We start from the raw sequence: 23436 nt of genomic DNA, 5'->3' as shown, positions 1-23436 counted from the left end.
TGTATTTTCTAACAGAAACATTCCGGGGACGCAAGGAGCAGCTGATGGCCAATCTGGATTTTTTTTCACTTTATAAGAATATTATTGCGATTCCCTCTATCAGCAGCACGGATCCCCGCTGGGATCAGAGCAACGAGGCGGTGATCCGGCTGCTGGCCGACTGGTTCGGCCAGCTCGGCTTCCAGTGCGAGGTGACGGCGCTGCCCGACCTGCCGGGCAAGTTCAACCTGGTGGCGACCTATGGCCAGGGGGAAGGGGGCCTGCTGCTGGCGGGCCACACCGATACGGTGCCGTTCGATGAGGGGGGCTGGAGCAAGGATCCCTTCAAGGTGACCGAAGAGGGCAACCGCCTGTATGGGCTCGGCACCATCGACATGAAGGGCTTCTTCGCCTTCATCGTCGAGGCGCTGAAAGAGATCGACCTGACCACCCTCAGCAAGCCGCTGCGCATCCTGGCCACCGCCGACGAGGAGACCACCATGGCGGGCGCCCGCGCCATCGCCGCGGCGGCCGAGCTGAAACCCGACTACGCGGTGATCGGCGAGCCGACCGGGCTGGTGCCCGTGGTGGCCCACAAGGGCCACATGTCCGAGGCGATTCGCATCACGGGCAAGAGCGGCCACAGCTCGGATCCCGCCAACGGCGTCAATGCGCTGGAGATCATGCACCAGGCCATGGGCCAGGTGCTCAGGCTGCAGCAGAGCCTGAAGGAGAAGTACGCTGATCATCGCTTCGCGGTGCCACAGCCGACCCTCAACCTGGGCTACATCCAGGGGGGCGACAGCCCGAACCGCATCTGCGGCTGCTGCGAGCTGCACATCGACATGAGGCCCACCCCGCAGGTGGGGCCGGACGAGCTGATGGGCATGCTAAAGGAGGCGCTCGCCCCCATCGAAGTCCATCAGCCGGGCTGCCTGCACCTGCAACACCTGCACGAGCCGATCCCCGCCTACGCCTGCGCCGATGATTCCGTGCTGGTGCGCGAGGCCGAGAAGGCGAGTGGCCGCGCCGCCGAATCCGTGAACTATTGCACCGAGGCCCCCTTTATCCAGCAGTTGGGATGCCAGACAATAGTGATGGGACCCGGTCATATCACCCAGGCGCACCAACCGGACGAGTATCTGGATCTGTCGTTCGTCAAGCCGACCACGGCGGTGCTGCAGCACCTGATCCGGCGTTTCTGCCTCTGAATCGAGGGGAATGTAAGTAAGTTACATGACATGGCGCCCAGGGACAGGTGAGGGAAATACATGTTCTGAATCGGCCTGTTATTTGACCTTGCGCAGACAATCCGAGTAGATTGTCCCCCTAAGATGACGGAGCATATGTTGTAATCACACAACAATAAGTGAGGCTGCCTCTCACCCCGGAAGGTAAGGAGGCACCAACAAAATAAGGATGTGGAATGAACGAAAAGTACGCCGCTCTACGCGCCAACGTAGGCATGCTGGGCCAACTGCTGGGCAAGTCCATCAAGGATCATCAGGGACAGGCCTTCCTCGACAAGATCGAGACCATTCGTCAGCTGGCCAAGTCCTCCCGCAAGGGCAATGAGGCAGACCGTGAGTCGCTGCTCGAAACCCTGCGCACCCTCTCCGATGACGAGCTGCTGCCGGTGGCCCGCGCCTTCAGCCAGTTCCTCAACCTGGCCAACGTGGCGGAGCAGTTCCACACCATCTCCCGCCGCAGCGAAGAGCAGGAAAGCACCCCGGATCCGCTAGAGCAGATGTTTGCCAAGCTCAAGGCCTCCAACCTGTCGCAGGAGGCCATCATCCAGGCCGTACGCGAGCTGGATATCGATCTGGTGCTGACCGCCCACCCGACCGAGGTGACCCGTCGCACCCTGATCCACAAGCACGTGCAGCTCAACGACTGCCTGGAAGCGCTGGAACTGTCCGATCTGCTGCCCCGCGAGCGGGACAAGATCCTCAATCGCATCGAACAGCTGGTCAATCAGGCCTGGCACACCAACGAGATCCGCGAACAGCGCCCGACCCCGGTGGACGAGGCCAAGTGGGGCTTCGCCGTGGTGGAAAACAGCCTCTGGCCCGCCATTCCCGAATTCATGCGCACCCTGGACGAGCGTCTGCAGCAGCACCTTGGCGTGCGCCTGCCGCTGGATGCCGCGCCGGTCAAGTTCACCTCCTGGATGGGCGGCGACCGTGACGGCAACCCCTTCGTCACCGCCAAGGTGACCGCCGAGGTGCTGGAGCTGGGCCGCTGGATGGCGGTGAACCTGTTCTACAAAGACATCAAGGAGCTCACCTCCGAGCTCTCCATGGCCGATTGCACAGACGCCCTGCGCGAGCGGGTGGGCGATCAGCCCGAGCCCTACCGCGCCCTGGTGCGCGAACTGCGCGAGCAACTGCGCGAGACCCAGGAATTCCTCACCGCCAAGGTGCAGGGTCAGGTCAGCGAGAGCCGGGATCTGGTCAAGACCACGGCCCAGCTGCGCGAGCCGCTGGAGCTCTGCTACCACTCCCTGCACGCCTGCGGCATGGGCAACATCGCCGATGGCATGCTGCTGGACGTGCTGCGCAAGCTGGCCTGTTTCGGCATCCATCTGGTCAAGCTGGACATCCGCCAGGATGGCGAGCGCCACGGCCAGGTCTTCTCCGAGCTGACCCGCTACCTCGGCATGGGCGACTACGCCGAGTGGAGCGAGGACGACAAGCAGGCCTTCCTGCTCAATGAGCTGAACTCCCGCCGCCCGCTGATCCCCACCGACTGGGAGCCGAGCGCCGAGACCCGCGAGACCATAGACACCTGTCGGGTCATCGCCGAGCACGATCCGGATGCGTTCGGCATCTACATCATCTCCATGGCCGGCGCCCCCTCCGACGTCCTGGCGGTGCAACTGCTGCTGAAAGAAGCCGGTTGCAAGTTCCGCATGCCGGTGGCGCCGCTGTTCGAGACCCAGGAAGATCTGATGGCAGGCACCGCCGTGATGGAGCGCCTGCTGTCGGTGGATTGGTATCGCGGTTACATCCAGGGCCGTCAGTACATCATGATCGGCTACTCGGACTCCGCCAAGGATGCGGGCATGATGGCCGCCGGCTGGGCCCAGTACGCCGCCATGGAATCCCTGGTGGCGCTGGCCGAGGCCAACAACCTGCGCCTCACCCTGTTCCACGGCCGTGGTGGCACCGTCGGTCGCGGCGGCGCCCCCGCCCATCAGGCAATCCTCTCCCAACCGCCGGGCTCCCTGCGCGGTGGCCTGCGGGTGACCGAACAAGGCGAGATGATCCGCTTCAAGTTCGGCCTGCCCAAGGTCGCCATCCACAGCCTGAATCTCTACACCAGCGCCGTGCTGGAAGGGAACCTGCTGCCGCCGCCCAAGCCCAAAGAGAGCTGGCGCGCCGTGATCGAACAGGTGGCCGAGGCCTCCTGCGAGCACTACCGCAGCATAGTGCGCGGTCATCCTGACTTCGTGCCCTACTTCCGCGCCGCCACCCCGGAGATGGAGCTCGGCAAGCTGCCGCTCGGCTCCCGTCCCGCCAAGCGCAAGCCCAACGGCGGCGTCGAGAGCCTGCGCGCCATCCCCTGGATCTTCGCCTGGACCCAGAACCGGCTGATGCTGCCGGCCTGGCTCGGCGCCCACAAGGGGCTGCAGCAAGCCATAGATGACGGCCACAAGAGCGTGCTGGACGAGATGAGTCGCCAGTGGCCCTTCTTCCGCACCCGCCTCGAGATGCTGGAGATGGTGTTCCTCAAGGCCGACCTCTGGCTGGCGGAGTACTACGACACCCGTCTGGTGCCGCAAGAGCTGTGGGCCCTCGGCAAGCAGCTGCGTCAGGAGCTCTCCGACTCCATTCAGGTGGTGCTGGAGCTGCGCCCGCAGGGCGACTTGCTCGACGACCAGCCCTGGATCAAGGAGTCCATCAAGCTGCGCAACCCCTACACGGATCCCCTCAACGTGCTGCAGGTCGAGCTGCTTGGCCGCTCGCGCAACCACGCCGAGATCCTGCACCCCGAGCTGGATCAGGCGCTGATGGTGACCATCGCCGGTATAGCGGCAGGTATGCGCAACACCGGTTGACAGGCGGGCTATCAAGCTCTCCTTCCATCAAGTCAAAGGGCGCCACAATGGCGCCCTTTCTATTTCCATGATTGTCTCGTCTGATGTCCTGATATCCCTCTCCGTTGGAGATGAAAACCCAATCTACCGACAGGTGTATAGATGCTATGCCCATCTTACTCACTCAGTAGCACATCAGCGTTTTTTATAAGAGATCACGGCATATGGCAATGACACATATTTTAAAGCATTAACATAACCAGAACTGAATATGATTGAATTTTATGTGTTGAAGTATCCATATAACACATGATGCTGTATGAAAACTTAACGTCCATGTAACGAATACGATCGAATTTGTTTTTTTGTGATGCGAATTAAAAACCTATAAACATGACTCTCATTTTCGTTGCTTGGACTCAACTGCGCAATTATCGTGAATAGGCACGATAACAGTGCCAAATAAAAATACTGTAAGACGAGATAACCACTGGGATAAAACTATGAAAAAGATTCTGCTGACAGCTTTGCTTTCCGCATGTATCGGCAACGCAATTGCTGGTGAAAATAATGATGTGGTATCAACTGCCGCTGGTGCTCAGCAAACGAGTAATACTCCAGGCTCACAATTTGATCCTACTCAAAATGTGTATTTCAATAAGGCAGACATAAGGTATGTTAAACTTATCAACAATATAGGCACCATACCTCTCAAGGTTCGCTTAGAGGATGTGGGTGATCCTGGTACCATAACCTTTGCCATGGGTGATGAATTCATCTTCGACTGGGATAACGGACAAGCTCGATTCGAATATACCGGTGCTAAAATTCAGATGCTGGACTTGAATGATGGGGGGAGCTCTGATGATTTGTTCCCTTATGAATCAAACGGCAATGATTATTTAAAGTATGAATACGGTGGCGAAAGGCAAGCCATAGTTGTCGACATGACCTCTGGTTCCGTTTCCACTGTTAATGACACTGACGGCATTAGCGGCCATAAGAACTCCAGACTCAGAGGGTATTACGACCCGGCAGTCACAGGCCAAGACACGATATTTATCTATCTTGAACCTATGTAATAAAAATAGTATCCAACATGTAGCCACTTAGCCGTGGCTACATTTTTATGGCTATTAAAATTCAAGCATTAAATATCAGCCGTCGCCCTACCCCTTGCAGAAGCAGACTGTTGGACCTTGCTCAGGCTCGAGTAAATCTGATTACCCAGCTATCAATCTGCTGAAAAAGCTCAAGATCCCCCCACAAACTCTACCCCTTCGATTACGAGGCTCCCGGCGATGTTGACAAGCATGCCGCAACTCGACTCAGGGTGCGTAACACCAATTGATCCGGCGCGACTTCCCCACACAAAAGGGCGCCACAGTGGCGCCCTTTCTATTTACGCACATATCCCTCCCTGTGTCCGACAAGCCTTATGCGATGCGGTTGCGGCCGAGGCGCTTGGCCTCGTAGAGACGCAGGTCGACGCATTGCAGCCAGTCGTCCACCCGCTGATAATCCGGCTGATAGGGGGTGACCCCCACGCTGATGGTGACGGCAAGCTCGCGCTCCTGATACAGAAAGGGATGACGCTCTATCTGCTGGCGGATGTGATCCATCAGGGATCGGGCATCGCCGAGGGTAACGCCGCGCAGCAGCATGATGAACTCCTCCCCGCCGAAGCGGGCCACCAGATCGCTGCCGCGCACTGCCTGCATCAGCAACTGGGCCAGCGTCTCCAGCACCGCATCCCCGGCAAGATGACCATGTTCATCGTTGATCTGTTTGAAAAAATCGATGTCGATCAGAGCCAGGCAACAGGTATTCCCCTCGGCCGGGTGGCGCAAGAAACGATCGAGCAGGAGGTTGGTTTGGCTGAAGAAACTGCTGCGATTGGGCAGTTTGGTGAGGAAATCGTGCTCGGCGTTGAAGCGCAGCTCCCGCTCCATCCGGCCGCGTTCGTCCTCCAGGTTGCGGGCGTGAACCAGGGTGCCGAGGGCGGTGGTGAGCGGCTCGAGCAGGGTCACCAGGGTCTCGTCGAAGCCACCCGGACGGTTGGCCAGGGCGATCATGCCGATGGCCTCCCCCTTGTGACGAAGCGGGATGCCAAGGAAGCAGTCCAGATGCGGGTGACCGCGAGGGGAGGTGCCGCGGCTCGCCGGATGGCGCGGCAGATCGTTGCAGCACACCAGGGTGTTGTGGGTCACCACATGACCAAACAGGTTGTCGAGTTTGCTGAAGATGAGCCCGCCTCTGCTCTGGCGCTGTTGCTCATACCAGGCATGGGTGGCCTCGTCCCAGGAGAGATTGGAGATGGAGGGGACGTAGAGGCTGGGTTGCTCGTCCTCGTACTGGACTATGCCGATGAATCCATAGGCACTCTGGCTGACGCTGAGCAGCCGCTCGAACACGGTGTCGCAGGCGGAAGCGAGGTTGCGATCCAACAGAAAGCCCTGATGAGCGGCGACTATGATGTCGAACAGCTGGCTCTGCTGTTCGACGAGCTGCTCGGCCAGCACCTCGGGAGTGATGTCGTGGGCCAGCTTGATCACCCCGAGCAAGGCACCCGCCTCGTCGGTGATCGGGGTGTAGGTGGCGTGGATCCAGACACTCCTGCCTCCCCGCGCAATGCGGTGAAAGGCGCCGGTATGGATCTTGCCGCAGAGCACCCCCTGCCAGAAGCGGTCGTGCTCGCCATGTTGCTCGGGGGGTAGCAGCAGCAGATGGGACTGGCCGATCAGCGCCTCGGGGTGATAGTCGAGGATGGCGCAGAACAGCGCGTTGACCGAGACGATGTGGCCAGCGAGATCGAACTCGACGATGCCATAGGCGCGATCGAGGGCGGTCAATCGGGCGAGGGCGTCATAACGGCCGAGAGCGCCAATATCGAGAGAGCTGGACACCGGGATATTCATGGCCACGATTCCTTTCGTATCGCCAACAGATAGCCACATCCAGTGTAGACATGCGGGATCAAGAACTCAGCTCATCGGCCCACGCATTTTCAATCTGGCCACGCCCGTCATGTCCGGGAGAAGAGCCGAATCTGGGCACCTCTTGCCACGCCAGCCGACTGGGCGCAGACTGTCTGGCCTTGTTCCGGCTCGAGGAAATCTGATGACCCCCGCTATCAACCTGCTGAAAAAGCTCAAGATCCCCCACAAGCTCTACCCCTATGAGTGCGAAGCTCACGACGATTTCGGCAAGCATGCCGCGACCCAGCTCGGCCTGCCGGAGGCCCAGGTGTTCAAGACCCTGATCGCCCATCACGACAAGCAGGCGGTGGTGGCCATAGTGCCGTCATCGGGCCTGTGCAGCCTGAAGCAGCTCGCCAAGGCGGCGGGGCTGAAGAAGGTGGAGATGATGAAGCCGGCGGAGGCCGAGAAGCTGACCGGTTACAAGGTGGGGGGCATCAGCCCGCTGGCCCAGAAGAAGTTGCTGCCGACCGTGCTGGACGACTCCGCCATGGCGTTTGACGAGATCCTGGTGAGCGGCGGCAAGCGCGGCCTCTCGGTCGGGGTGGCGCCGCAAGACATGCTTCGCCTTCTGAAGTGGATCGCCGCCCCCATTGGCGATCATCACGACTAAGCCACAGAATGAACGAGAGAGGCCCCGCAATCCGGGGCCTCTCTCGTTTTATGGGCCTGCCACTCTTATGAGCCAGCCATGGATGCCAACCTAATCACCCTTGGTGCGGCAGGCGAAGATCGGAGAGGCGCAATATCTGGCGCCCCTGTTCATCGAAGTTCTCATCCGCCAGCCAGCGTTCGAAGGCCGTTTTCAGGGCCGGCCATTCCCCATCGATCACCGAGAACCAGGCGGTATCTCGATTGCGGCCCTTGTCCACCCGCGCCTGACGGAAGGTCCCCTCGTAGCTGAAGCCGAGCCGCAGCGCAGCCTGGCGCGAGGGCCAGTTGAAATCGTTGCACTTCCACTCGTAGCGGCGGTAGCCGAGCGCGAAGGCATTGGCCATCATCAGCGCCATGGCCGCGGTAGAGAGGCGGGTACGCTGCATGGCCGGTGAGAAGTGCAGCCAGCCCACCTCTATGCTACCCGCGGCGGGATCGATGCGCAGATAGCTGGCGAGCCCCAGCGCCTTGCCACTCGCCTCGTCCACGATCGCATAGAACTGGGGATCGGCCTTGGCGGCGCTCTGTTGCAGCCAGGCCAGCATGGCCGCCTCATCCTCGAAGGGACCGCTGGTGAGATAGGTCCACATGGCCCCGCTGTCGGCGCCAAACGCCTGCCAGAGCGAGCCGCAGTGACGCTCGGGATCCAGCGGCTCCAACCGGCAGCCCCAACCGCTCAGCTCAGCGTGGGGTGGAAACTCGGCCCCCGCCCAGCCCGGCACCTCGGCGCCAACAGGTTGATCGAACTCGTTCATCGATGGCTTAACAGGCACAGGCAATCCCTCCTTCCAACAAGACACCGGCCTCGCCGCCGGTGGCGACGGCGAAACCGTCCTGACGCCACCAGTGCAGGCCACCGATCAACTCTTTCACCCGAAAGCCCAGCGCCGCCAGCTTGTAGGCCCCCTGAGTCGAGCCGTTGCAGCCGATGCCATCGCAGTAGCAGACATAAACCTTGTCTCTCGACAGGGCCGCGGTGCTGGCCGGGTTCATGGTTCGATGGGGGAAGGAGACCGCCCCCGGGATATGGCCCTCGGCGTAGTGCGCGGGGGAGCGGGTGTCGATGACCACTATCTTCCCGCCCTCACTCGCCTCCCCGCTCAGCAGGTCCGCGGCCAGATCCGCCGGATCGGTGCGGTATGCCAGCTGGGCCTCGAAGAAGGCGCTGGCCTCGGCGGGGCTCGCCACCCCTGTACTCAATACCTGACTCATGTGAAAGCTCCTTGTGATTAAGCCACGACTTCTGTGGTGACCAGGGTTCTGACCGAGTTCGCGATGAAACACTCCTCGTGGGCCTGGTGGTGCAACCGCTCCAGCTCGACCAGGGTTGGCTGGCGATCACCCCCGAATACCACCCTGGGGCGCAGGGTGACGCGGGTGATGGACTGGCGGCCGCGCTCGTCCGCCTCCATGACGCCGACCGCCTGGTCCCGGTAGCTCTCCACCCGATAGCCCGCCCTGGCCGCCAGCCAGAGGAAGGTCAGCATGTGGCAGCTGGAGAGGGAGGCGACGAAGGCCTCTTCCGGATCGACGTGCTCCGCCACCGAATAGGGCAAGGGCACCACATGGGGGGAAGAGGAGGCCGGCACCCGCACGCCGCCGTCAAATTCCCAGCTGTGGGCTCGACTGTAACGCTGATCCACGAAGGGCTCGTCGCTCCCCCGCTGCCAGCTGATCACCGCACCAAATTCAGACATCCCGACTCCTTGTGATGGATAAAATCTGCTCCGTTCACTCAATGTAGCGAGAAAATGGCCTTGCCACGCCGACCAATTTTGCCAAGATGGACAGACCAATTATGCGACCCCAGCCCACTCTGGAGAGAACCATGACCGCCCTGCCGACGCTCTTCGCCGACCAGCAGCAAAACGATCTGCCCCTGCACGAGCAGCTGGTGCGCACCTTGCGCGACGCCATCTTGGTGGGGGTTCATCTGCCCTGGTCCATGAGGAGCCCAATATGACCGCCCTGCCGACCCTCTTCGCCGACCAGCAGCAAAACGACCTGCCCCTGCACGAGCAGCTGGTGCGCACCCTGCGGGAAGCCATACTCGCGGGTCACCTGCCCCAGCACAGCCGGCTGCCCGCCAGCCGCATGCTGGCGCGGGATCTCGGCGTCTCCCGCAGCACGGTGGAGCTGGCCTACGGCCGGCTGGAGGCGGAGGGCTACCTGGTGCGCAGGGTGGGGGCCGGCAGCTTCGTCGCCCTGGCGGCAGTGCGCCCCGCCCCCAGGCCGCCCCAGTCGGCGGCCGGGCTGTCGCGCCGCGGTCAGGAGATGGCGGCGGGCGGGGCCTGCCATAACGCGCCCCAGGTGGGTGACTCCTTCGCCTCCAGTCAGCCGGATCCGCGCCTCTTTCCCCAGGCACTCTGGGGGCGGCTGATGCAGCAGCAGTGGCGCCAGCGCGCCAGCGACTGGATGAACTACGGGGATCCACAAGGCTTGGCTCCGCTTCGCGCCGCCATCAGCAGCTATCTGGTGCAGTCGCGGGGGGTGCAGTGCGAGCCGGATCAGATCCTGATCCTCACCAGCTCCCAGCAGGGCATCTTGCTGGCGACCCAGCTGCTCATCGATGCCGGCGACAGCGTCTGGGTGGAGGATCCCGGCTACCCGGGTGCGCGCACCGCGCTGGAGAGTGCCGGCGCCCGCGTCCATCCGGTGCCGGTTGACGAGGAAGGTCTCAACCCGGCGGGGGAACATCCGCGGCCAAGGCTCATCTACTGCACCCCGGCCCATCAGTATCCCCTCGGCGTGCCCATGAGCCTGCCGCGGCGGATGGCCTTGCTGGCCGAGGCCGAGCGGCACGGCGCCTGGATTTTGGAAGATGATTACGACGGGGAATATCAGTACGATCAGCGCCCGCTGCCCGCCCTGCAGGGGCTGGATGGTCAGGGGCGGGTCCTCTATGTTGGCACCTTCAGCAAGGTGCTGTTTGGTTCCTTGCGCCTCGCCTTCCTGGTGCTGCCGCGCCCCCTGATGGAGGCCTTCAGCCGGGCCCGCGCCGCCTTCGACGGTCACAGCAACCAGCTGCAGCAGGCGGTCACCGCAGACTTCATCCGCGCCGGCCACTTCGCCACCCACCTGCGCCAGAGTCGTCTGCTCTACCAGAGCCGGCGGGATCTGCTGCTGAGCGAACTGGCCGAGCACTGCCCCCTGCTCACCCCCATCCACAGCGGCGCCGGGCTGCAGTGTGCCGTGCTGCTGCCGCCGGGTGGCGAGGCCCGCTGGACCGACGCCGCCAACGCCCTGGGGCTGGGCCTGCGCCCCCTCGGCCAGTTCTACCTCGGCGAACCCGGGCTGGAGGGCTGGCTGCTCGGCTTTGGCTGCCTCGACAACCAGACCCTTCGCAGACTATGTCGCCAACTGGGCGCCCTGCTGCGCGGCTGAGGCTCAGCCGTGGCTCTCGCGGCACAGGGCCAGCCAGGCCTCGGCGGTGCGGGAGAGGTAGCGCCGGCTCGGCCAGATCACCCCGAGTCGCCAGCTCAGCTCCGGCAGCAGGGGGCGCAACACCAACCCGTCCGGGGTCAGCCGCCGGCAGATGGGCTCGGGCAGGAAGGCGACTCCCATGCCGCTGCGCACCATGGCGGTGAGAAAGTCCCACTGGCTGCTGCGCGCCGCCACCTGGGGCACGAAGCCCGCCTGCTGGCAGGCCTGCTCCAGCCGCTCGCTCAGGGTGAAAGCCTGGGTGTAGAGCAGGAAGGGCTCCTCCTGCAGATCTTCCAGCCGGATCTCGTTGCGCTCGCGCCAGCGCGGCAGGTCCGGCAGCACCACCTGGATCGGGTAGCAATCCAGCTCCAGCGCGCTCAGGGCGCCCCCCTCCCTGGTCGGCAACATGGTGATGGCGAGATCCAGCTCCCCCTCCAGCACCGCCTGCTCGATGCGACGGCCACCATATTCGACGATGGAGAGCTCCACCCTGGGGTAGCGGCTGCGGTAGGTGCGGATGAGATCCGCATAGACGTGGCCCACCATGGGCGGGATACCGAGCGCGAGGCGCCCGTGCTGCAGGCTCTGCAGATCCGCGAGCTCAGCCTCCAGCTGCTGCATCTGGGCCAGGATCAGCTGGCCACGGGCAAACAGCACCTGGCCGCTGTCGGTCAGGGTGAAGCTGTGCCCCTCCCGGTTGAGCAAGGGCTGACCCAGCTCCTCCTCCATGTTGCGGATCATCTTGCTGATAGTGGGTTGGGTGACAAACAGCTTCTCGGAGGCGCGGGTGAAGCTCTGCTCCCGCACCAGTTCGACAAAGTAACGCAGGGCTCGGATATCCATGGGACGCTCGTCGGAGGGGTTCGCTAAATAATGCCAATTTGGCATATTTTTCATAATTTAAATTCATTTTTTGCAGGTTTGGCCCCCCCTTATACTGTGACCAGGTTCACAGAAAGACGCCCATCATGAAAGCCTTCTGCCTGCGCTGGCTACAAACCCCCTTCCAAATCGCCCTGCTGGCCGCCATCTGGCTGCTGGCCGACACCGCGGTGCGCACCTTCCACCTGCCCCTGCCCGCCAACCTGACCGGCATGCTGTTGCTGCTCGCCTGCATCCTGCTCGGGGTGGTCAAGGTCCGCTGGTTCAGCGCCGGTGCCCGCTGGCTGCTGGCGGAGATGCTGCTGTTCTTCGTGCCCGCCGTGGTGGCCGTGATCAACTATCAGGATCTGCTGCTTCAAGAGGGGTGGCGCATCATGTTGGTGCTGGTTATTAGCACAATCTTGGTGCTTGGCACTACCGCACTGGTGGTGGACAGAGTCTATCGCTTCGAACTGATGCTGGCCCGCCGGAGCCGCCGCCATGTCTGACACCCTGCTCGGCCTGCTCTGCTTCGCCCTCACCCTGCTGTTCTACTACGCCAGCAAGTGGCTCTATGGCCGCAAGCGCATACTGCCGCTGATGCCGCTGCTGCTGGCGCCGGCCCTGCTGGTGGCGGTGGTGATGCTGTTCCACATCCCCTATCAGGACTACATGGCCCAGTCGCACTGGCTGCTGTGGCTGCTGGGCCCGGCCACCGTCGCCTTCGCGGTGCCGGTCTACGAGAACCGCCAGTTGATGCGCCGCCACTGGCTCTCCCTGTCGGTGGGGGTGCTCGCCTCCGTGCTCATGGCGGTGGGCAGCACTGTGCTGCTGGCCCGCTGGCTGCACCTCTCAGAGCTGCTGCAGCGCAGCATGGCCATGAGATCCATCACCACCCCCTTCGCGGTGGAGGCGACCCGCTCGGTCGGCGGCAATGCCGATCTCACCGCCCTGTTCGTGGTGCTGACCGGGGTGATCGGCATGGCGGTCGGCGAGAGCGTGCTGACGGTGCTCGCCATCCGCAGCCGCCTCGGCAAGGGGGCAGGCTTCGGTGCCTCGGCCCACGGCGCGGGCACCGCCAGGGCCTACCAGATGGGCAACGAGGAGGGGGTGGTCTCCAGCATGGTGATGATGATAGCCGGCATGGCCACAGTGCTGCTCGCCCCCCTGCTGGGCAAGCTGCTCTGGTAAGGCATTGTGACCACCAACGAGAAGAGGCGCCCCTGGGCGCCTCTTCTTTGTTCTATCGACTAGCCCCTCAGAGGCTGGCGCAGATCTGCCACAGATCGTACTGGATGGCCGCCGCCGTCACCTCGCGCCCCGCCCCCGGCCCCTGAATGACCAGCGGGTTGGTGCGATAGCTGTCGCTCTCGATGGCGAACACGTTGTCACAGGGCAAGAGGTTTGCGAACGGATGGTGCGGCTCCAGGGTCTCAAGCCCGACCCGCGCCTTGCCGTCATGCTCGAAGCGGGCCACGTAGCGCAGCACCTTGCCGACCCGGCGTGCCCCCTCGAACGCGCTCTGGATGGGATCATCCAGCTCCTTGAGCCTGTCCATGAACTGATCCGTGCTGACCTTGCGCAGGGCCACAGGCACCAGATTCTCCAGCTCGATATCGGCGGAGTCGAGCTCGAAGCCCGCCTCCCGCGCCAGGATCAGCAGCTTGCGGCGCACGTCCTGGCCGGAGAGATCCTCACGGGGATCCGGCTCGGTCAGGCCGTGCTGCCAGGCCTCGTCCACCAGCTCGGAGAAGGGGCGCGTGCCGTCATATTGCTGGAACAGCCAGGAGAGGGTGCCGGAGAAGATGCCGGAGACCCCCTGGATGCGATCGCCGCTCTGACGCAGCATCTGGATGCTGGACTGGATGGGCAGACCGGCGCCGACGGTGGCGTTGTAGCGCCACTGCACCTGGTGATCGCGGCAAGTCTGCTTGATGCGTTGGTAGAACTCGCTCTCGGCGGCGCCGGCAAACTTGTTGGCGGCGATGATGTGGCAACCGAGCTGGGCGAAGTCAGGATAATAGCGGCTCACCGTCTCGCTGGCGGTGAGATCGAGCGCGATCAGGCTGTCGAAGCCGTGCTGCTCCAGCTGGCCCAGCAGCTCGGGCCAGATCAGCGGCCTGGGATCGAAGTTGTCACGCACCTTGAGGGGATCCAGCCCCTCCTCGTCCAGCACGCCCCCCTTGGAGTCGAACACTCCGTAGAGGGTGAGCGCCAGATTGAGCTCGTGCTCGAGCCGCGCCTTCTCGCGGGCGTAGAGCGCCAGCCAGTGGCCGCCGATGTTGCCCTTGCCAAATACCACCAACCCGACCCGGGTCGGGCGGCTGAACAGGGCGCCGTGCAGGGCGATGAGCAGGGGCTCGAGCACCACCTGGCGCAGCACCGCCACCAGGCTCAGGCCGTCTCTGGCCACCTGCACGAACTCCAGGGGTTGATCCGCCAGCAGCTGATAGAAGCGGTGGCACTGTTCGGCATTGTCGGTCACCCCGGCGCCGACCAGGGCCACCAGGCTGAAGCCCTCCTTCTGGATCAGGCCGGTGAAGCTGCCCTGCAGCTGGAAGTCCCGCAGCACCTCGAAGGCCCCTTCCGCCACCTCGAGGGTGTAGGCCAGACGCAGCACCCGCCGATCCGGCTGGCGTTGCAGGGTGAGCGGGTGGAGGCGATGGCGGGCCAGATGGGCCTCGATGGTCGCCACCGTCTGATCAAAGCTGGTCTGGGGCAGCACCTTGAGTTCGATGAGCGCTATCTGATCCACCGAGGAGACGATGCGGGCGCCGCCGGAGCGCGGTGCCCGGCGTAGTATGTGGGTGCAACCCTCGTCCGGGTTGTAGCTGCAGCGCAGGGTGAGGCGCTGGCGGCTGTCGGCCACCGGCTGCAGGGTGCGAGAATGCAATACAGAGGAGCCGAGACGAGCCAGCTCGTTGGCCTCCGACAGGCTCAGGCGCTCCAGCAGGCGCGCCTCCTTAACCCGGCGCGGATCCGCGCTGTAGACCCCGGCCACGTCGCTCCAGATGGTGGTGGATTCCCCATCCGCCAGCGCCGCCAAGAGGCTCGCGCTATAGTCGGAGCCGTTGCGGCCGAGCAGCAAGGAGCGCCCCTCCAGATCCGCGGCGATGAAGCCGGTCACGACGATGCGGCCGGGATGTTCCGCCAGACGGGCCTTGAGCAACTCGCTGGAGATGGCGGTGTTGACCTTGACCAGGGCGCCGTCTTCCGCGCGCAGGAAGCTGCGGGCGTCGAGCCAGATGGCGGGCTCGCCACGGTTGCTGAGCAGGGCGGCCAACAGGCGCGCCGACCACACCTCGCCGAAGGCGAGCAGGCCGTTGCGCTCGAAGCGATCGAACTGCCCCTCCAGGGTCTTGGCGATCAGCTGGGTATCGTCGGCGAGCTGCTTGCTCAAATCGAGCTGCAGTTCCCCTTCTAGCAGGCCGTCGATCAGACTCTGCTGATAGGCGTGCAGGGCGGTGATGGCCTCACCGGCGGCCTCGTCCCCGGCTTCCGCCAGCTCCACCAGCTGGATCAGCCGGTTGGTGGTCTTGCCGGCGGCGGAGACCACGATCAGTTCATGGCCGCCGACCTGCTGCTCGACGATGGCCGCGACCCGGCGATAACAGACCGGATCCGCCAGACTGCTGCCGCCAAACTTGTGCACATGGCGCCGCTTCAGTACCGCTTCTGCTGCCACTGCTACCTCTCCTTGCTGCTGTTCCATTTAGATCACCACCTGTTCCTGCGTCTTGCTGCCGGCAGCACGCCCTGTCCGTGGGTCGGCGAACCTGCCGATACCCTCTCCCGTGCGGCTGGCTGCCGTGCCGTTATTAGTTTGCCTGTTGCGCCAACTGCGCCTGTTCAAAAGCCTGGGCCAGATCGGCCACCAGGTCGTCACCGTGTTCTATACCCACCGACAGGCGCAGCAGCTGGGCGCTGATGCCCGCCGCCTGTTGCGCCGCTGGGGTCATGGCCCTGTGGGTCATGCTGGCGGGATGGGCCACCAGACTCTCCACCCCGCCGAGGGATTCCGCCACCGAGAAGAGGCGCAGCGCATCCAGGAAGGCGCGCAGCCCCGCCTCATTGCAATCGAGCTCAAAACTTAGCATGGCGCCGAAGCCGGACTGTTGACGGCGCGCAATCTCGTGGCCCGGATGGCTCGGCAGGCTGGGGTGATAGATGGTTTTCACCAGCGGCTGCTGCTGCAGGAAGGCGAGGATCCTGTCCGTGTTCTCCTGGTGGGTGCGCAGGCGCGGCGCCAGGGTGCGCAGCCCGCGCAGGGTGAGGTAGGAATCAAAGGCACCCGAGGTCAGCCCCAGACAGTTGGCCCACCACACCAGGGAGTCGGCCAGTGCGGGCTCCTTGGCGATGGCGACCCCGCCCACCACGTCGGAGTGGCCGTTGATGTACTTGGTGGTGGAATGCACCACCACATCGGCGCCCAGCGCCAGCGGCTGCTGCAACAGCGGCGAGAGGAAGGTGTTGTCCACCGCCACCTGGGCGCCCACTTCGTGGGCCGCGGCGGCGATGGCAGCCACGTCCACCACCCGCAGCAGCGGGTTGGAGGGAGTCTCCACCCACACCAGCGCCGGTTTCTGGGCGAGCGCCTCGGCCAGGGCCGTCTCGTCCCCCTGATCCACGAACTGCACCCTGTAGTGGCCCTTGGCCGCCAGGTATTCGAACAGGCGCCAGGTGCCGCCGTAGCAGTCGTGAGGGGCCAGCAGCAGATCACCGGCCTTGAGCAGGGCCGTGGTCACCAGATGGACTGCGCCCATGCCGGTGCCGGTCACCACGGCGCCCGCTCCCCCTTCCAGCGCCGCCAGCGCGTCCGCCAGGTTGGAGCGGGTCGGGTTGCCGGAGCGGGCATAATCGTATTGACGGGGTTCGCCAAAATCGGCAAAGGTGTAGTTGCTGGAGAGGTAGATGGGCGGCACCACGGCACCGTGTTGCTGGTCTGTCTCAATCCCGGTACGTACCGCCAGGGTGGCCTTGTGGGTCATTATTCTCTCCTTGAATCTCTCTTGGGTCGCGCCGGGCAGACAGCCCGGCAGGCATCCCCCGCCATTGCTGGCCATATTGCTGGCCTATGGTGAATCACCTTACGCCAGTGCAAAAAAGCCGTCAACACTTCTAGACGTCTAAATGGCTTTGCCGTTGGATTGCCATTGAATACCTTAAGGGTTAAAATCCGCGCTCACGGCCAAATGAGAACAGGTGAATCATGGGTACAGAGTGGAACGGCGACTACGTCAGCCCCTATGCGGAACACGGTAAGAAGAGCGAACAGGTCAAGAAGATTACCGTCTCGATCCCGCTCAAGGTGCTGAAGGTGTTGACCGATGAGCGCACCCGTCGCCAGGTGAACAACCTGCGTCATGCGACCAACAGCGAGCTGCTCTGTGAGGCCTTCCTGCACGCGTTTACCGGCCAGCCGCTGCCCGGTGACGACGACTTGCGCAAGGACCATCCGGACAGCGTCCCTGCCGAGGCGCGCGCCATCATGGAAGCGCTGGGCAAAGAGATCGAAGATTTCGACGTCGAATAATCCTCGCTATATGGCAAAGAGTGATCCTTCTTCGATGACGCGGCCCCGGGCCGCGTCATTGCCATCTGCCCCACCCCCTTTCAGCCTGCGCCGCTACCAGAGCGACATTAGCAGCCATCGCCACGACTTCGCCCAGCTGGTGATCCCCCTCGACGGCCCCATCGAGATAGAGGTGCAGGGCAAGGGCCAGCGCCTCCTCCCCGGCTTCGCCTGCGTGATAGCTCCCGGAGAGCGGCACGACTTCGCGGCCGATCCGGCCCTCTCCTTCCTGGTGCAGGAGAGCCCCTGGCTGCCGTCTGCCCTCGGCGAGCGCCCCTTTATCGAACTGGACGAACCCCAGCGCCACTACCTCGCCTTCCTGCACCGGATGGTGGCAGAGGGTCGGCAGGTGGCCGGCATGGAGCAGGTCTGGCTCGGGCTGCTGGCCGAGTCACAGGGCGTGGGCCCCGCCATGGCTCCTCCCATAGCCCCCCGCATCGCGAGGGTGCAGCGCCATATCGAGGCCCACCTCGCCGAGCCGCTCGACAACGAGCGACTCGCCGGCGTTGCCTGCCTCGGCCAGAGCCAGTTCAAGCACGCCTTTCGCCAGCAGCTCGGCATGAGCGTCTCCCATTACATCCGGGGGCGGCGCATGGCGCTGGCGCGCACCCTGTTGAGCCAGGGCACCCTGCCCATAGGCGACGTCGCCTGCCGGGTCGGTTACCAGAACCAGGGGGCCTTCGCCGAGCGCTTCCTGGCCGAGACCGGGCTGACCCCCTCGGCCTGGCGCCAGCAAAACGGCCGGTTGCCGTAACGCGCCGGCTCTGCGCCGAAGACAAGCCGTGGCGAGATCGGGCATGCTGGCGGACATGGACAACACGCGAGGAGAGCAGATGCAGACCATAAGCTGGCAAGAGTTCGAGATGGTGGAGCTGAGGGTGGGCACCCTGGTGCGGGTCGAGCCCTTCCCCGAGGCGCGCAAGCCCGCCTACAAGGTGTGGGCCGATTTTGGGCCAGAGCTCGGGGTGCGCAAGAGCAGCGCCCAGATCACGGATCTCTACCAAGCGGAAGAGCTGGTGGGGCGCCAGATAGTCGCGGTGGTGAACTTCCCGCCCAAGCAGATAGGTCCCATCCAGTCGGAGTTTCTGCTGACCGGCTTCTACCGGGCCGACGGCGCCGTGGTGATGGCCATCCCGGAGCAGGCGGTGGAGAACGGCGCCAAGCTGGGCTGAGCGCGCAAGCAGAATGAAAAGAGGCGACCCCGGGATCGCCTCTTTTCTTTTTGGCCGCAGCGCTGCTGTTACTTCAGCAGGCTGAAGATCAGCGCCGATACCGCCAGCGACCCGGTCAACAGGATGAAGCCGTTCACCCAGCCCTGACGGAAGCGGGCCAGCGCCTCCACCCTGTAGATGGCCACCACCGGCATGATGAACAGGATCATGGCGATGACGGGGCCGGAGAGGGTCTCCATCAGACCGAGGATGCCGGGGTTGATCACCGCCGCCCCCCAGATGGCGAAGAACATCAGCGCGATGCCGAGCCGGTCCGCCTTCGCGAGCGACAGCCCTGTTGGCTTGGCGATCAGGCTCTTGAGGCTCTCCCGCGCCCCCAGGAAGTGGCCGAGGAAGGAGGAGCTGATGGCGATGAAGGCGATGAGCGGCCCCAGGGTGATGATCACCGGGTTGTCGGTGATGTTGGCGAGATAGGAGAGCACCGAGACGTTCTGGGCCTTGGCCTCGGCCAGCTGCACCGGGGAGAGGCTCAGCACGCAGGAGAAGACGAAGAACAGCACGAAGCCCACCAGCATGACGGTGGTGTTGCGCAGGATCAGGCCGCTCCTGGCCTCCGCCTGCTCGCCATATTCACGGCGCTGCACGTTGGCGAAGCCGGAGATGGCGGCGGCATGGCTGAAGGCGAAGACGGTCACCGGCAGCGCCAGCCAGACGGTGTTGAGGAAGCCGGCGCCGTCGAAGGCGGTCACCTCCGGCCAGTGCCACTGGGGGATCAGGTAGCAGGAGAGCGCCGCCAGGATGGCCGCCAGCGGGTAGACCATGAAGGCGAAGGCCCGCAGCATCGCCTTCTCGCCGGCCATCATCACCGCGATCATGGCAAACACCAGCAGGCCGGAGAGCATCACCCGGTTCGGGGTCGCCATGCCGAGCTGGTTGACCATGAAGCTCTCCACCGTGTTGGTCAGCCCTACCCCGTAGATGAGCAGGATGGGGAAGATGGAGAGGAAGTAAAGCGCCGAGATGAGGCGGCCGGCCATCTTGCCGAAGTGCTCCTCCGCCACCTCGGTGAAGTCGGCCTGGGGACGGGAGGAGGACAACACGAAGCGGGCCAGCCCGCGGTGCGCCAGGAAGGTCATGGGACCGGCCAGCACGGCCACTATGAGCAGGGGCCAGATCCCGCCGAGACCCAGGTTGATGGGCAGGAACAGGATGCCCGCGCCGACCGCGGTGCCAAACAGGCTGATCACCCAGTGGGTGTCGTGACGACGCCAGCCGGTGTGGGCGATGACGGATTGGGAACCGGACAGCTCCCGGGTGACCTCTGCAGATAAACTCATCGTTAATTCACTTTTTGTCAGTATTTAAATCTGCAGTCATTGTGCTATCTCAGCATTTAATTCTCAAAAATCGACACTGGCAGATCCCACTGCCAAAGCTCGCGTCGACCAGTGAGATTGGGAACAGGATCTTGCCCTCCTAATTCATAAAATCTGCATATTGGCAGTATTATGATATATAAAACCAAAATATCATTGCTGGTTAATTTTTTATTTTGGAAGAGGTGTAATTATCAGAATTACACGATTAATCATCTTGTGCGAAGCAGGCTGACGACGATGATCCACTGCGGATGTCGCGCCTTGCCAGCGGATATCCCTATCCACCTCCACAAGGCCAGCGGATAACACCAAACAATAAGGCGACCCTGAGGCCGCCCTATGATGTCGGGACAATGAAATGTCAGCCTGCTCAGTGAGTCAGGATCTTGCCCCAGGCGAGATCCGGGTCCCCCATCACGATGAAGTCAGGGTTCTCCAGCGACTCCGTCTCGTTGTAGCTCAGCGGCTGCAGGGTCAGGCTGAGGATGCGACCACCGGCCGCCTCGACGATGCACTGGGCGGCGGCGGTATCCCACTCGCCGGTGGGGCCGAGGCGCACATAGCAGTCGGCAGCCCCCTCCGCCACCAGGCAGGACTTCAGCGAGCTGGAGCCGAGCGGGATCAGCTCGTAGTTGATGGCCGGGTTGAGGCGGCGGGTCAGCATCTCCAGCTTCTGGCGCCGGCTGATGGCCACCACCAGCGCATCCGGCTGATCATGCTCGTGATGCATGGCGCTGATGGGATAGATCTCGCCGGCGGCCTCCTTGAAGGCGCCGTGACCGCGCACCGCCCAGTAGAGCACGTCGGACTCGGGGGCGTAGATGACCCCGAGCACCGGCACGTTGTCCTGCACCAGGGCGATCAGGGTGGCGAAGTCGCCGCTGCCGGCGATGAACTCGCCGGTGCCGTCCAGAGGGTCCACCAGCCAGTACTGCCGCCAGTTGGCGCGCTGGCTGAAGGGCACATCGGCCGCCTCTTCGGTCAACACAGGGATATGGGGAGTGAGCGCCGACAGCGCCTGCTTGAGGTAGGCATCGGCAGCAAGATCGGCACTGGTGACCGGGGTCGCATCCTCCTTCAGCTGACGCTCGAACTGACCGCCGTGATAGATCTCGTGAAGGATCCGCCCCGCTTCGCGGGCTATCTCCTTGACCCCAGGCACCCAGGCCAACAACTCCTGCATATTGCTACCCTCTGTCTTTGATTATCTTTGCGCCCTCGAGGGGCTATTTTTCCTGCTCCGCCAGCCATTTCTGGGCCAGCAGCAGGGCACTGATGCTGCGCGACTCGGTGAAGTCCGGACGCGCCAGCAATTCGTCGATGCGGTTCAGTGGCCAGGGGATCACCTCGAGCGGCTCCGGCTCGTCCCCGATGCGCTGCTCCGGGTAGAGATCCCGGGCCAGCAGTATGTCCATCCGGCTGGAGAAATAGCCGGGCGCCAGCGACACCTGCTTGAGGGGGATCAGGCTGTTGGCACCGAAGCCCGCCTCCTCCATCAGCTCCCGGTTGCCCGCCTCGAAGGCGTTCTCGCCCGGATCGATCAGCCCCTTGGGGAAACCCAGCTCATAAGAGTGGGTGCCCGCCGCGTATTCGCGCACCAGCAGCAGGTGATGGGCGTCATACAGCGGCACCACCATGACGGCCCCCCGGTTGCCCCCCCGCATCCGCTCGTACACCCGCTCTTCCCCGTTGCTGAATTTGAGATGCAGGGATTCCACCTTGAACAGGCGGCTCTCGGCCACGATCTCGGCCTTGAGGATCTCCGGCTTGCTCTTGTCCTGAGCCAGGGTCTCGACACTGAGGTGTACGGGTTTGCGCTTGTGGGGGTCACTCATCAGGGGCTGACTGCTCGTTAAAAAATCGTGCTTCAAGAGTAAACGACTCCCACCACGAACACCACGGGGCCGGGGCGGGAAAGCGGTCTTAAAGATCCGCTGGAATGCCGCCTCCCCGTCGATGACTCAGGGCGCCAGGCGATCTACTCATTTCCCGACCAGCCGCCAAGCGGCGCCCTCCGGCAGGGGGCGCTGGCTATCAGGGACGTTGCACCAGGTGGTACTGCTTCTTGCCCCGGCGCAGCAGCAGGAAGCGGCCGAAGCGCCAGTCGGTCTCAGCCAACTCATTCCCCTCGACCAAACGGCCGTTAAGGTTGATGGCGCCGGCGGCCAGCAGCTCGCGGGCGATCCGCTTCGAGCCGGCGAGACCGGTCGCCACCAGCAGCGCCACCAGACCCCCCTCCCCCTGCCATGAGGTGGTCGGCAGGCCGCCGCCCGCCAGCTGCCGCAGCTGCGCCTCGTCAAGCTCCCCCACCCGGCCGCAAAACAGCAGCTCGCCGATGCGCCGCGCCGCCGCCAGTGCCCCCTTGCCGTGCACCAGTTCGGTCAGCTCGTCCGCCAGCACCTGCTGGGCCTGCTTGCGCCCCTGCCGCTTGGCATCTTCCGCCTCCAGCGCGGCAATCTCGGCCAGCGGCATACAGCTGTAGTAGCGCAGGAAGCGGTAGACATCCTCGTCTGCGGTACCGAGCCAGAACTGATGGAAGGCGTAGGGCGAGGTGAGCGCCGGATCCAGCCAGATGGCGCCCCCCTCGGTCTTGCCGAACTTGGTGCCGTCCGCCTTGGTGATGAGGGGGAGTGTCATGCCGTGGACCTGGGCCTGATGCAGCCGGCGGGTGAGATCCATGCCGCTGGTGATATTGCCCCACTGATCGTTGCCGCCGATCTGCAGGGTGCAGCCGAGACGCTGGTTGAGCACGGCGAAATCCTGGGATTGCAGCAGGGCATAGGAGAACTCGGTAAAGGAGATCCCCTGATCCGGGCGGGCCAGCCGCTGGCGCACCGATTCCCGCGCCAGCATGGCGTTGACCGAGAAGTGCTTGCCTATGTCACGCAGAAAATCGAGGGCGGACATCTGCCCCATCCAGTCGGCGTTGTTGACCAGCACAGGGGCCGCCAGCCCCTCGCTCGCGGGCAGCAGCGCCCGGATCTGGGCAGACAGGCTGGCCACCCAGCCCTGCACGGTTTCGGCGCTGTTGAGGCTGCGCTCGGTCGCCTTGAAGCTAGGATCGCCGATGAGGCCGGTGGCTCCGCCCACCAGGGCCACAGGGGTGTGGCCCGCCAACTGGAAGCGGCGCAACATCAGCAATGGCACCAGATGGCCGATGTGCAGGCTGCCGGCGGTGGGATCGAAGCCGCAATAGAGGGTACGCGGATCGCTCAGGTGGGCGGCCAGGGCCTGGGGATCGGAATTCTGGGCGATGAGGCCACGCTGGGTCAGCTCATCGAGCAACTGGGGGTCTGTCATGGATTCTCCGGGGTGCGGGGGAAAAGCCCCCATATTCCCGTTGGGGCCGTCCCACGGCCATGTCCCTCCGGGGACAGTT

22 protein-coding genes are annotated in these 23436 nt (G+C 63.7%); 11 read left to right on the top strand and 11 right to left on the bottom strand.

From position 1 onward, the window contains the following. Positions 1–44 precede the first annotated feature (44 nt). From argE to MM194_RS03270, 3 genes are all read left to right on the top strand, one after another. Complete coding sequence (argE, locus tag MM194_RS03280; RefSeq protein WP_241342638.1) at positions 45–1190, top strand: acetylornithine deacetylase; 1146 nt, start codon at positions 45–47, stop codon at positions 1188–1190. Between the two features lie 215 nt (positions 1191–1405). Continuing rightward, the gene (ppc, locus tag MM194_RS03275; RefSeq protein WP_033128895.1) at positions 1406–4039 is read left to right on the top strand and encodes a phosphoenolpyruvate carboxylase; all 2634 of its coding nucleotides are present in this window, start codon (positions 1406–1408) and stop codon (positions 4037–4039) included. A 482-nt stretch (positions 4040–4521) separates the two neighbouring features. Next, positions 4522–5100: a hypothetical protein gene (locus MM194_RS03270; RefSeq protein WP_152598964.1), complete on the top strand. Its 579-nt coding sequence runs from the start codon at positions 4522–4524 to the stop codon at positions 5098–5100. A gap of 354 nt (positions 5101–5454) precedes the next feature. On the opposite strand, the gene MM194_RS03265 is transcribed toward MM194_RS03270, so the two are convergent. Continuing rightward, on the bottom strand, positions 5455–6936 hold the full coding sequence (locus MM194_RS03265) for a diguanylate cyclase (RefSeq protein ID WP_241342637.1): 1482 nt from the start codon (positions 6934–6936) through the stop codon (positions 5455–5457). A gap of 202 nt (positions 6937–7138) precedes the next feature. Here MM194_RS03265 and ybaK point away from each other — a divergent pair, with 202 nt between their 5' ends. Next, on the top strand, positions 7139–7609 hold the full coding sequence (gene ybaK, locus MM194_RS03260) for a Cys-tRNA(Pro) deacylase (RefSeq protein WP_241342636.1): 471 nt from the start codon (positions 7139–7141) through the stop codon (positions 7607–7609). Between the two features lie 94 nt (positions 7610–7703). On the opposite strand, the gene MM194_RS03255 is transcribed toward ybaK, so the two are convergent. The 3 genes from MM194_RS03255 to MM194_RS03245 are packed head-to-tail and all read right to left on the bottom strand — an operon-like array spanning position 7704 to position 9347. Further along, positions 7704–8405, bottom strand: coding sequence for a GNAT family protein (locus MM194_RS03255; RefSeq protein WP_241342731.1), 702 nt, complete (start codon positions 8403–8405; stop codon positions 7704–7706). A gap of 7 nt (positions 8406–8412) precedes the next feature. Next, positions 8413–8862 (bottom strand): rhodanese-like domain-containing protein, encoded by a 450-nt coding sequence (locus MM194_RS03250; protein WP_241342635.1) that lies wholly within the window; start codon positions 8860–8862, stop codon positions 8413–8415. 17 nt (positions 8863–8879) lie between these two features. After that, a complete protein-coding gene (locus MM194_RS03245; protein ID WP_241342634.1) occupies positions 8880–9347 on the bottom strand; it encodes an OsmC family protein in 468 nt (155 codons plus the stop codon). 131 nt (positions 9348–9478) lie between these two features. On the opposite strand from MM194_RS03245, the gene MM194_RS21915 reads away from it, so the two are divergent. Beyond that, a complete protein-coding gene (locus tag MM194_RS21915) occupies positions 9479–9613 on the top strand; it encodes a hypothetical protein (RefSeq protein WP_277605017.1) in 135 nt (44 codons plus the stop codon). Further along, the gene (locus MM194_RS03240) at positions 9610–11034 is read left to right on the top strand and encodes a PLP-dependent aminotransferase family protein (protein ID WP_241342633.1); all 1425 of its coding nucleotides are present in this window, start codon (positions 9610–9612) and stop codon (positions 11032–11034) included. The genes MM194_RS21915 and MM194_RS03240 overlap by 4 nt, the downstream gene beginning before the upstream one ends. A 3-nt stretch (positions 11035–11037) precedes the next feature. Here the strand turns inward: MM194_RS03240 and MM194_RS03235 are convergent, their stop codons facing one another. Beyond that, on the bottom strand, positions 11038–11916 hold the full coding sequence (locus MM194_RS03235) for a LysR family transcriptional regulator (RefSeq protein WP_218329385.1): 879 nt from the start codon (positions 11914–11916) through the stop codon (positions 11038–11040). 125 nt (positions 11917–12041) lie between these two features. Here MM194_RS03235 and MM194_RS03230 point away from each other — a divergent pair, with 125 nt between their 5' ends. Continuing rightward, entirely contained in the window at positions 12042–12443 is a 402-nt protein-coding gene (locus MM194_RS03230) for a CidA/LrgA family protein (RefSeq protein WP_241342632.1), read from the top strand. Beyond that, positions 12436–13125: an LrgB family protein gene (locus MM194_RS03225; protein WP_241342631.1), complete on the top strand. Its 690-nt coding sequence runs from the start codon at positions 12436–12438 to the stop codon at positions 13123–13125. Before MM194_RS03230 ends, MM194_RS03225 begins: the two co-directional genes overlap by 8 nt. A 67-nt stretch (positions 13126–13192) precedes the next feature. On the opposite strand, the gene MM194_RS03220 is transcribed toward MM194_RS03225, so the two are convergent. Beyond that, positions 13193–15646, bottom strand: coding sequence for a bifunctional aspartate kinase/homoserine dehydrogenase II (locus MM194_RS03220; protein ID WP_241342629.1), 2454 nt, complete (start codon positions 15644–15646; stop codon positions 13193–13195). Positions 15647–15752: 106 nt separating this feature from the next. Beyond that, entirely contained in the window at positions 15753–16922 is a 1170-nt protein-coding gene (metB, locus tag MM194_RS03215; protein WP_241342628.1) for a cystathionine gamma-synthase, read from the bottom strand. Positions 16923–17143: 221 nt separating this feature from the next. Between metB and metJ the strand changes: the two genes are divergently transcribed. The 3 genes from metJ to MM194_RS03200 all read left to right on the top strand — a co-directional run bounded on the left by metJ (position 17144) and on the right by MM194_RS03200 (position 18678). Beyond that, positions 17144–17467, top strand: coding sequence for a met regulon transcriptional regulator MetJ (gene metJ / locus MM194_RS03210; protein ID WP_033128908.1), 324 nt, complete (start codon positions 17144–17146; stop codon positions 17465–17467). A gap of 34 nt (positions 17468–17501) precedes the next feature. Next, positions 17502–18260, top strand: coding sequence for an AraC family transcriptional regulator (locus MM194_RS03205; RefSeq protein ID WP_241342627.1), 759 nt, complete (start codon positions 17502–17504; stop codon positions 18258–18260). A gap of 79 nt (positions 18261–18339) precedes the next feature. Beyond that, a complete protein-coding gene (locus tag MM194_RS03200; RefSeq protein ID WP_218291589.1) occupies positions 18340–18678 on the top strand; it encodes a tRNA-binding protein in 339 nt (112 codons plus the stop codon). 68 nt (positions 18679–18746) lie between these two features. Here the strand turns inward: MM194_RS03200 and MM194_RS03195 are convergent, their stop codons facing one another. From MM194_RS03195 to tyrS, 4 genes are all read right to left on the bottom strand, one after another. Continuing rightward, positions 18747–20015: an aromatic amino acid transport family protein gene (locus tag MM194_RS03195; protein WP_241342625.1), complete on the bottom strand. Its 1269-nt coding sequence runs from the start codon at positions 20013–20015 to the stop codon at positions 18747–18749. A 412-nt stretch (positions 20016–20427) separates the two neighbouring features. Beyond that, positions 20428–21240 (bottom strand): 3'(2'),5'-bisphosphate nucleotidase CysQ, encoded by an 813-nt coding sequence (gene cysQ, locus MM194_RS03190; RefSeq protein ID WP_033128911.1) that lies wholly within the window; start codon positions 21238–21240, stop codon positions 20428–20430. Between the two features lie 43 nt (positions 21241–21283). Beyond that, a complete protein-coding gene (nudE, locus tag MM194_RS03185; protein ID WP_033128912.1) occupies positions 21284–21892 on the bottom strand; it encodes an ADP compounds hydrolase NudE in 609 nt (202 codons plus the stop codon). Between the two features lie 199 nt (positions 21893–22091). After that, on the bottom strand, positions 22092–23357 hold the full coding sequence (tyrS, locus tag MM194_RS03180; protein ID WP_033128913.1) for a tyrosine--tRNA ligase: 1266 nt from the start codon (positions 23355–23357) through the stop codon (positions 22092–22094). Positions 23358–23436: the final 79 nt, after the last annotated feature.

This window comes from Aeromonas sp. MR16 (genome assembly GCF_022549315.1).
Classification (GTDB): Bacteria; Pseudomonadota; Gammaproteobacteria; order Enterobacterales; family Aeromonadaceae; genus Aeromonas; species Aeromonas aquatica.
Note: the sequence above shows the minus strand (reverse complement) of the source record. Positions and strands in the feature narration are given on the sequence as shown.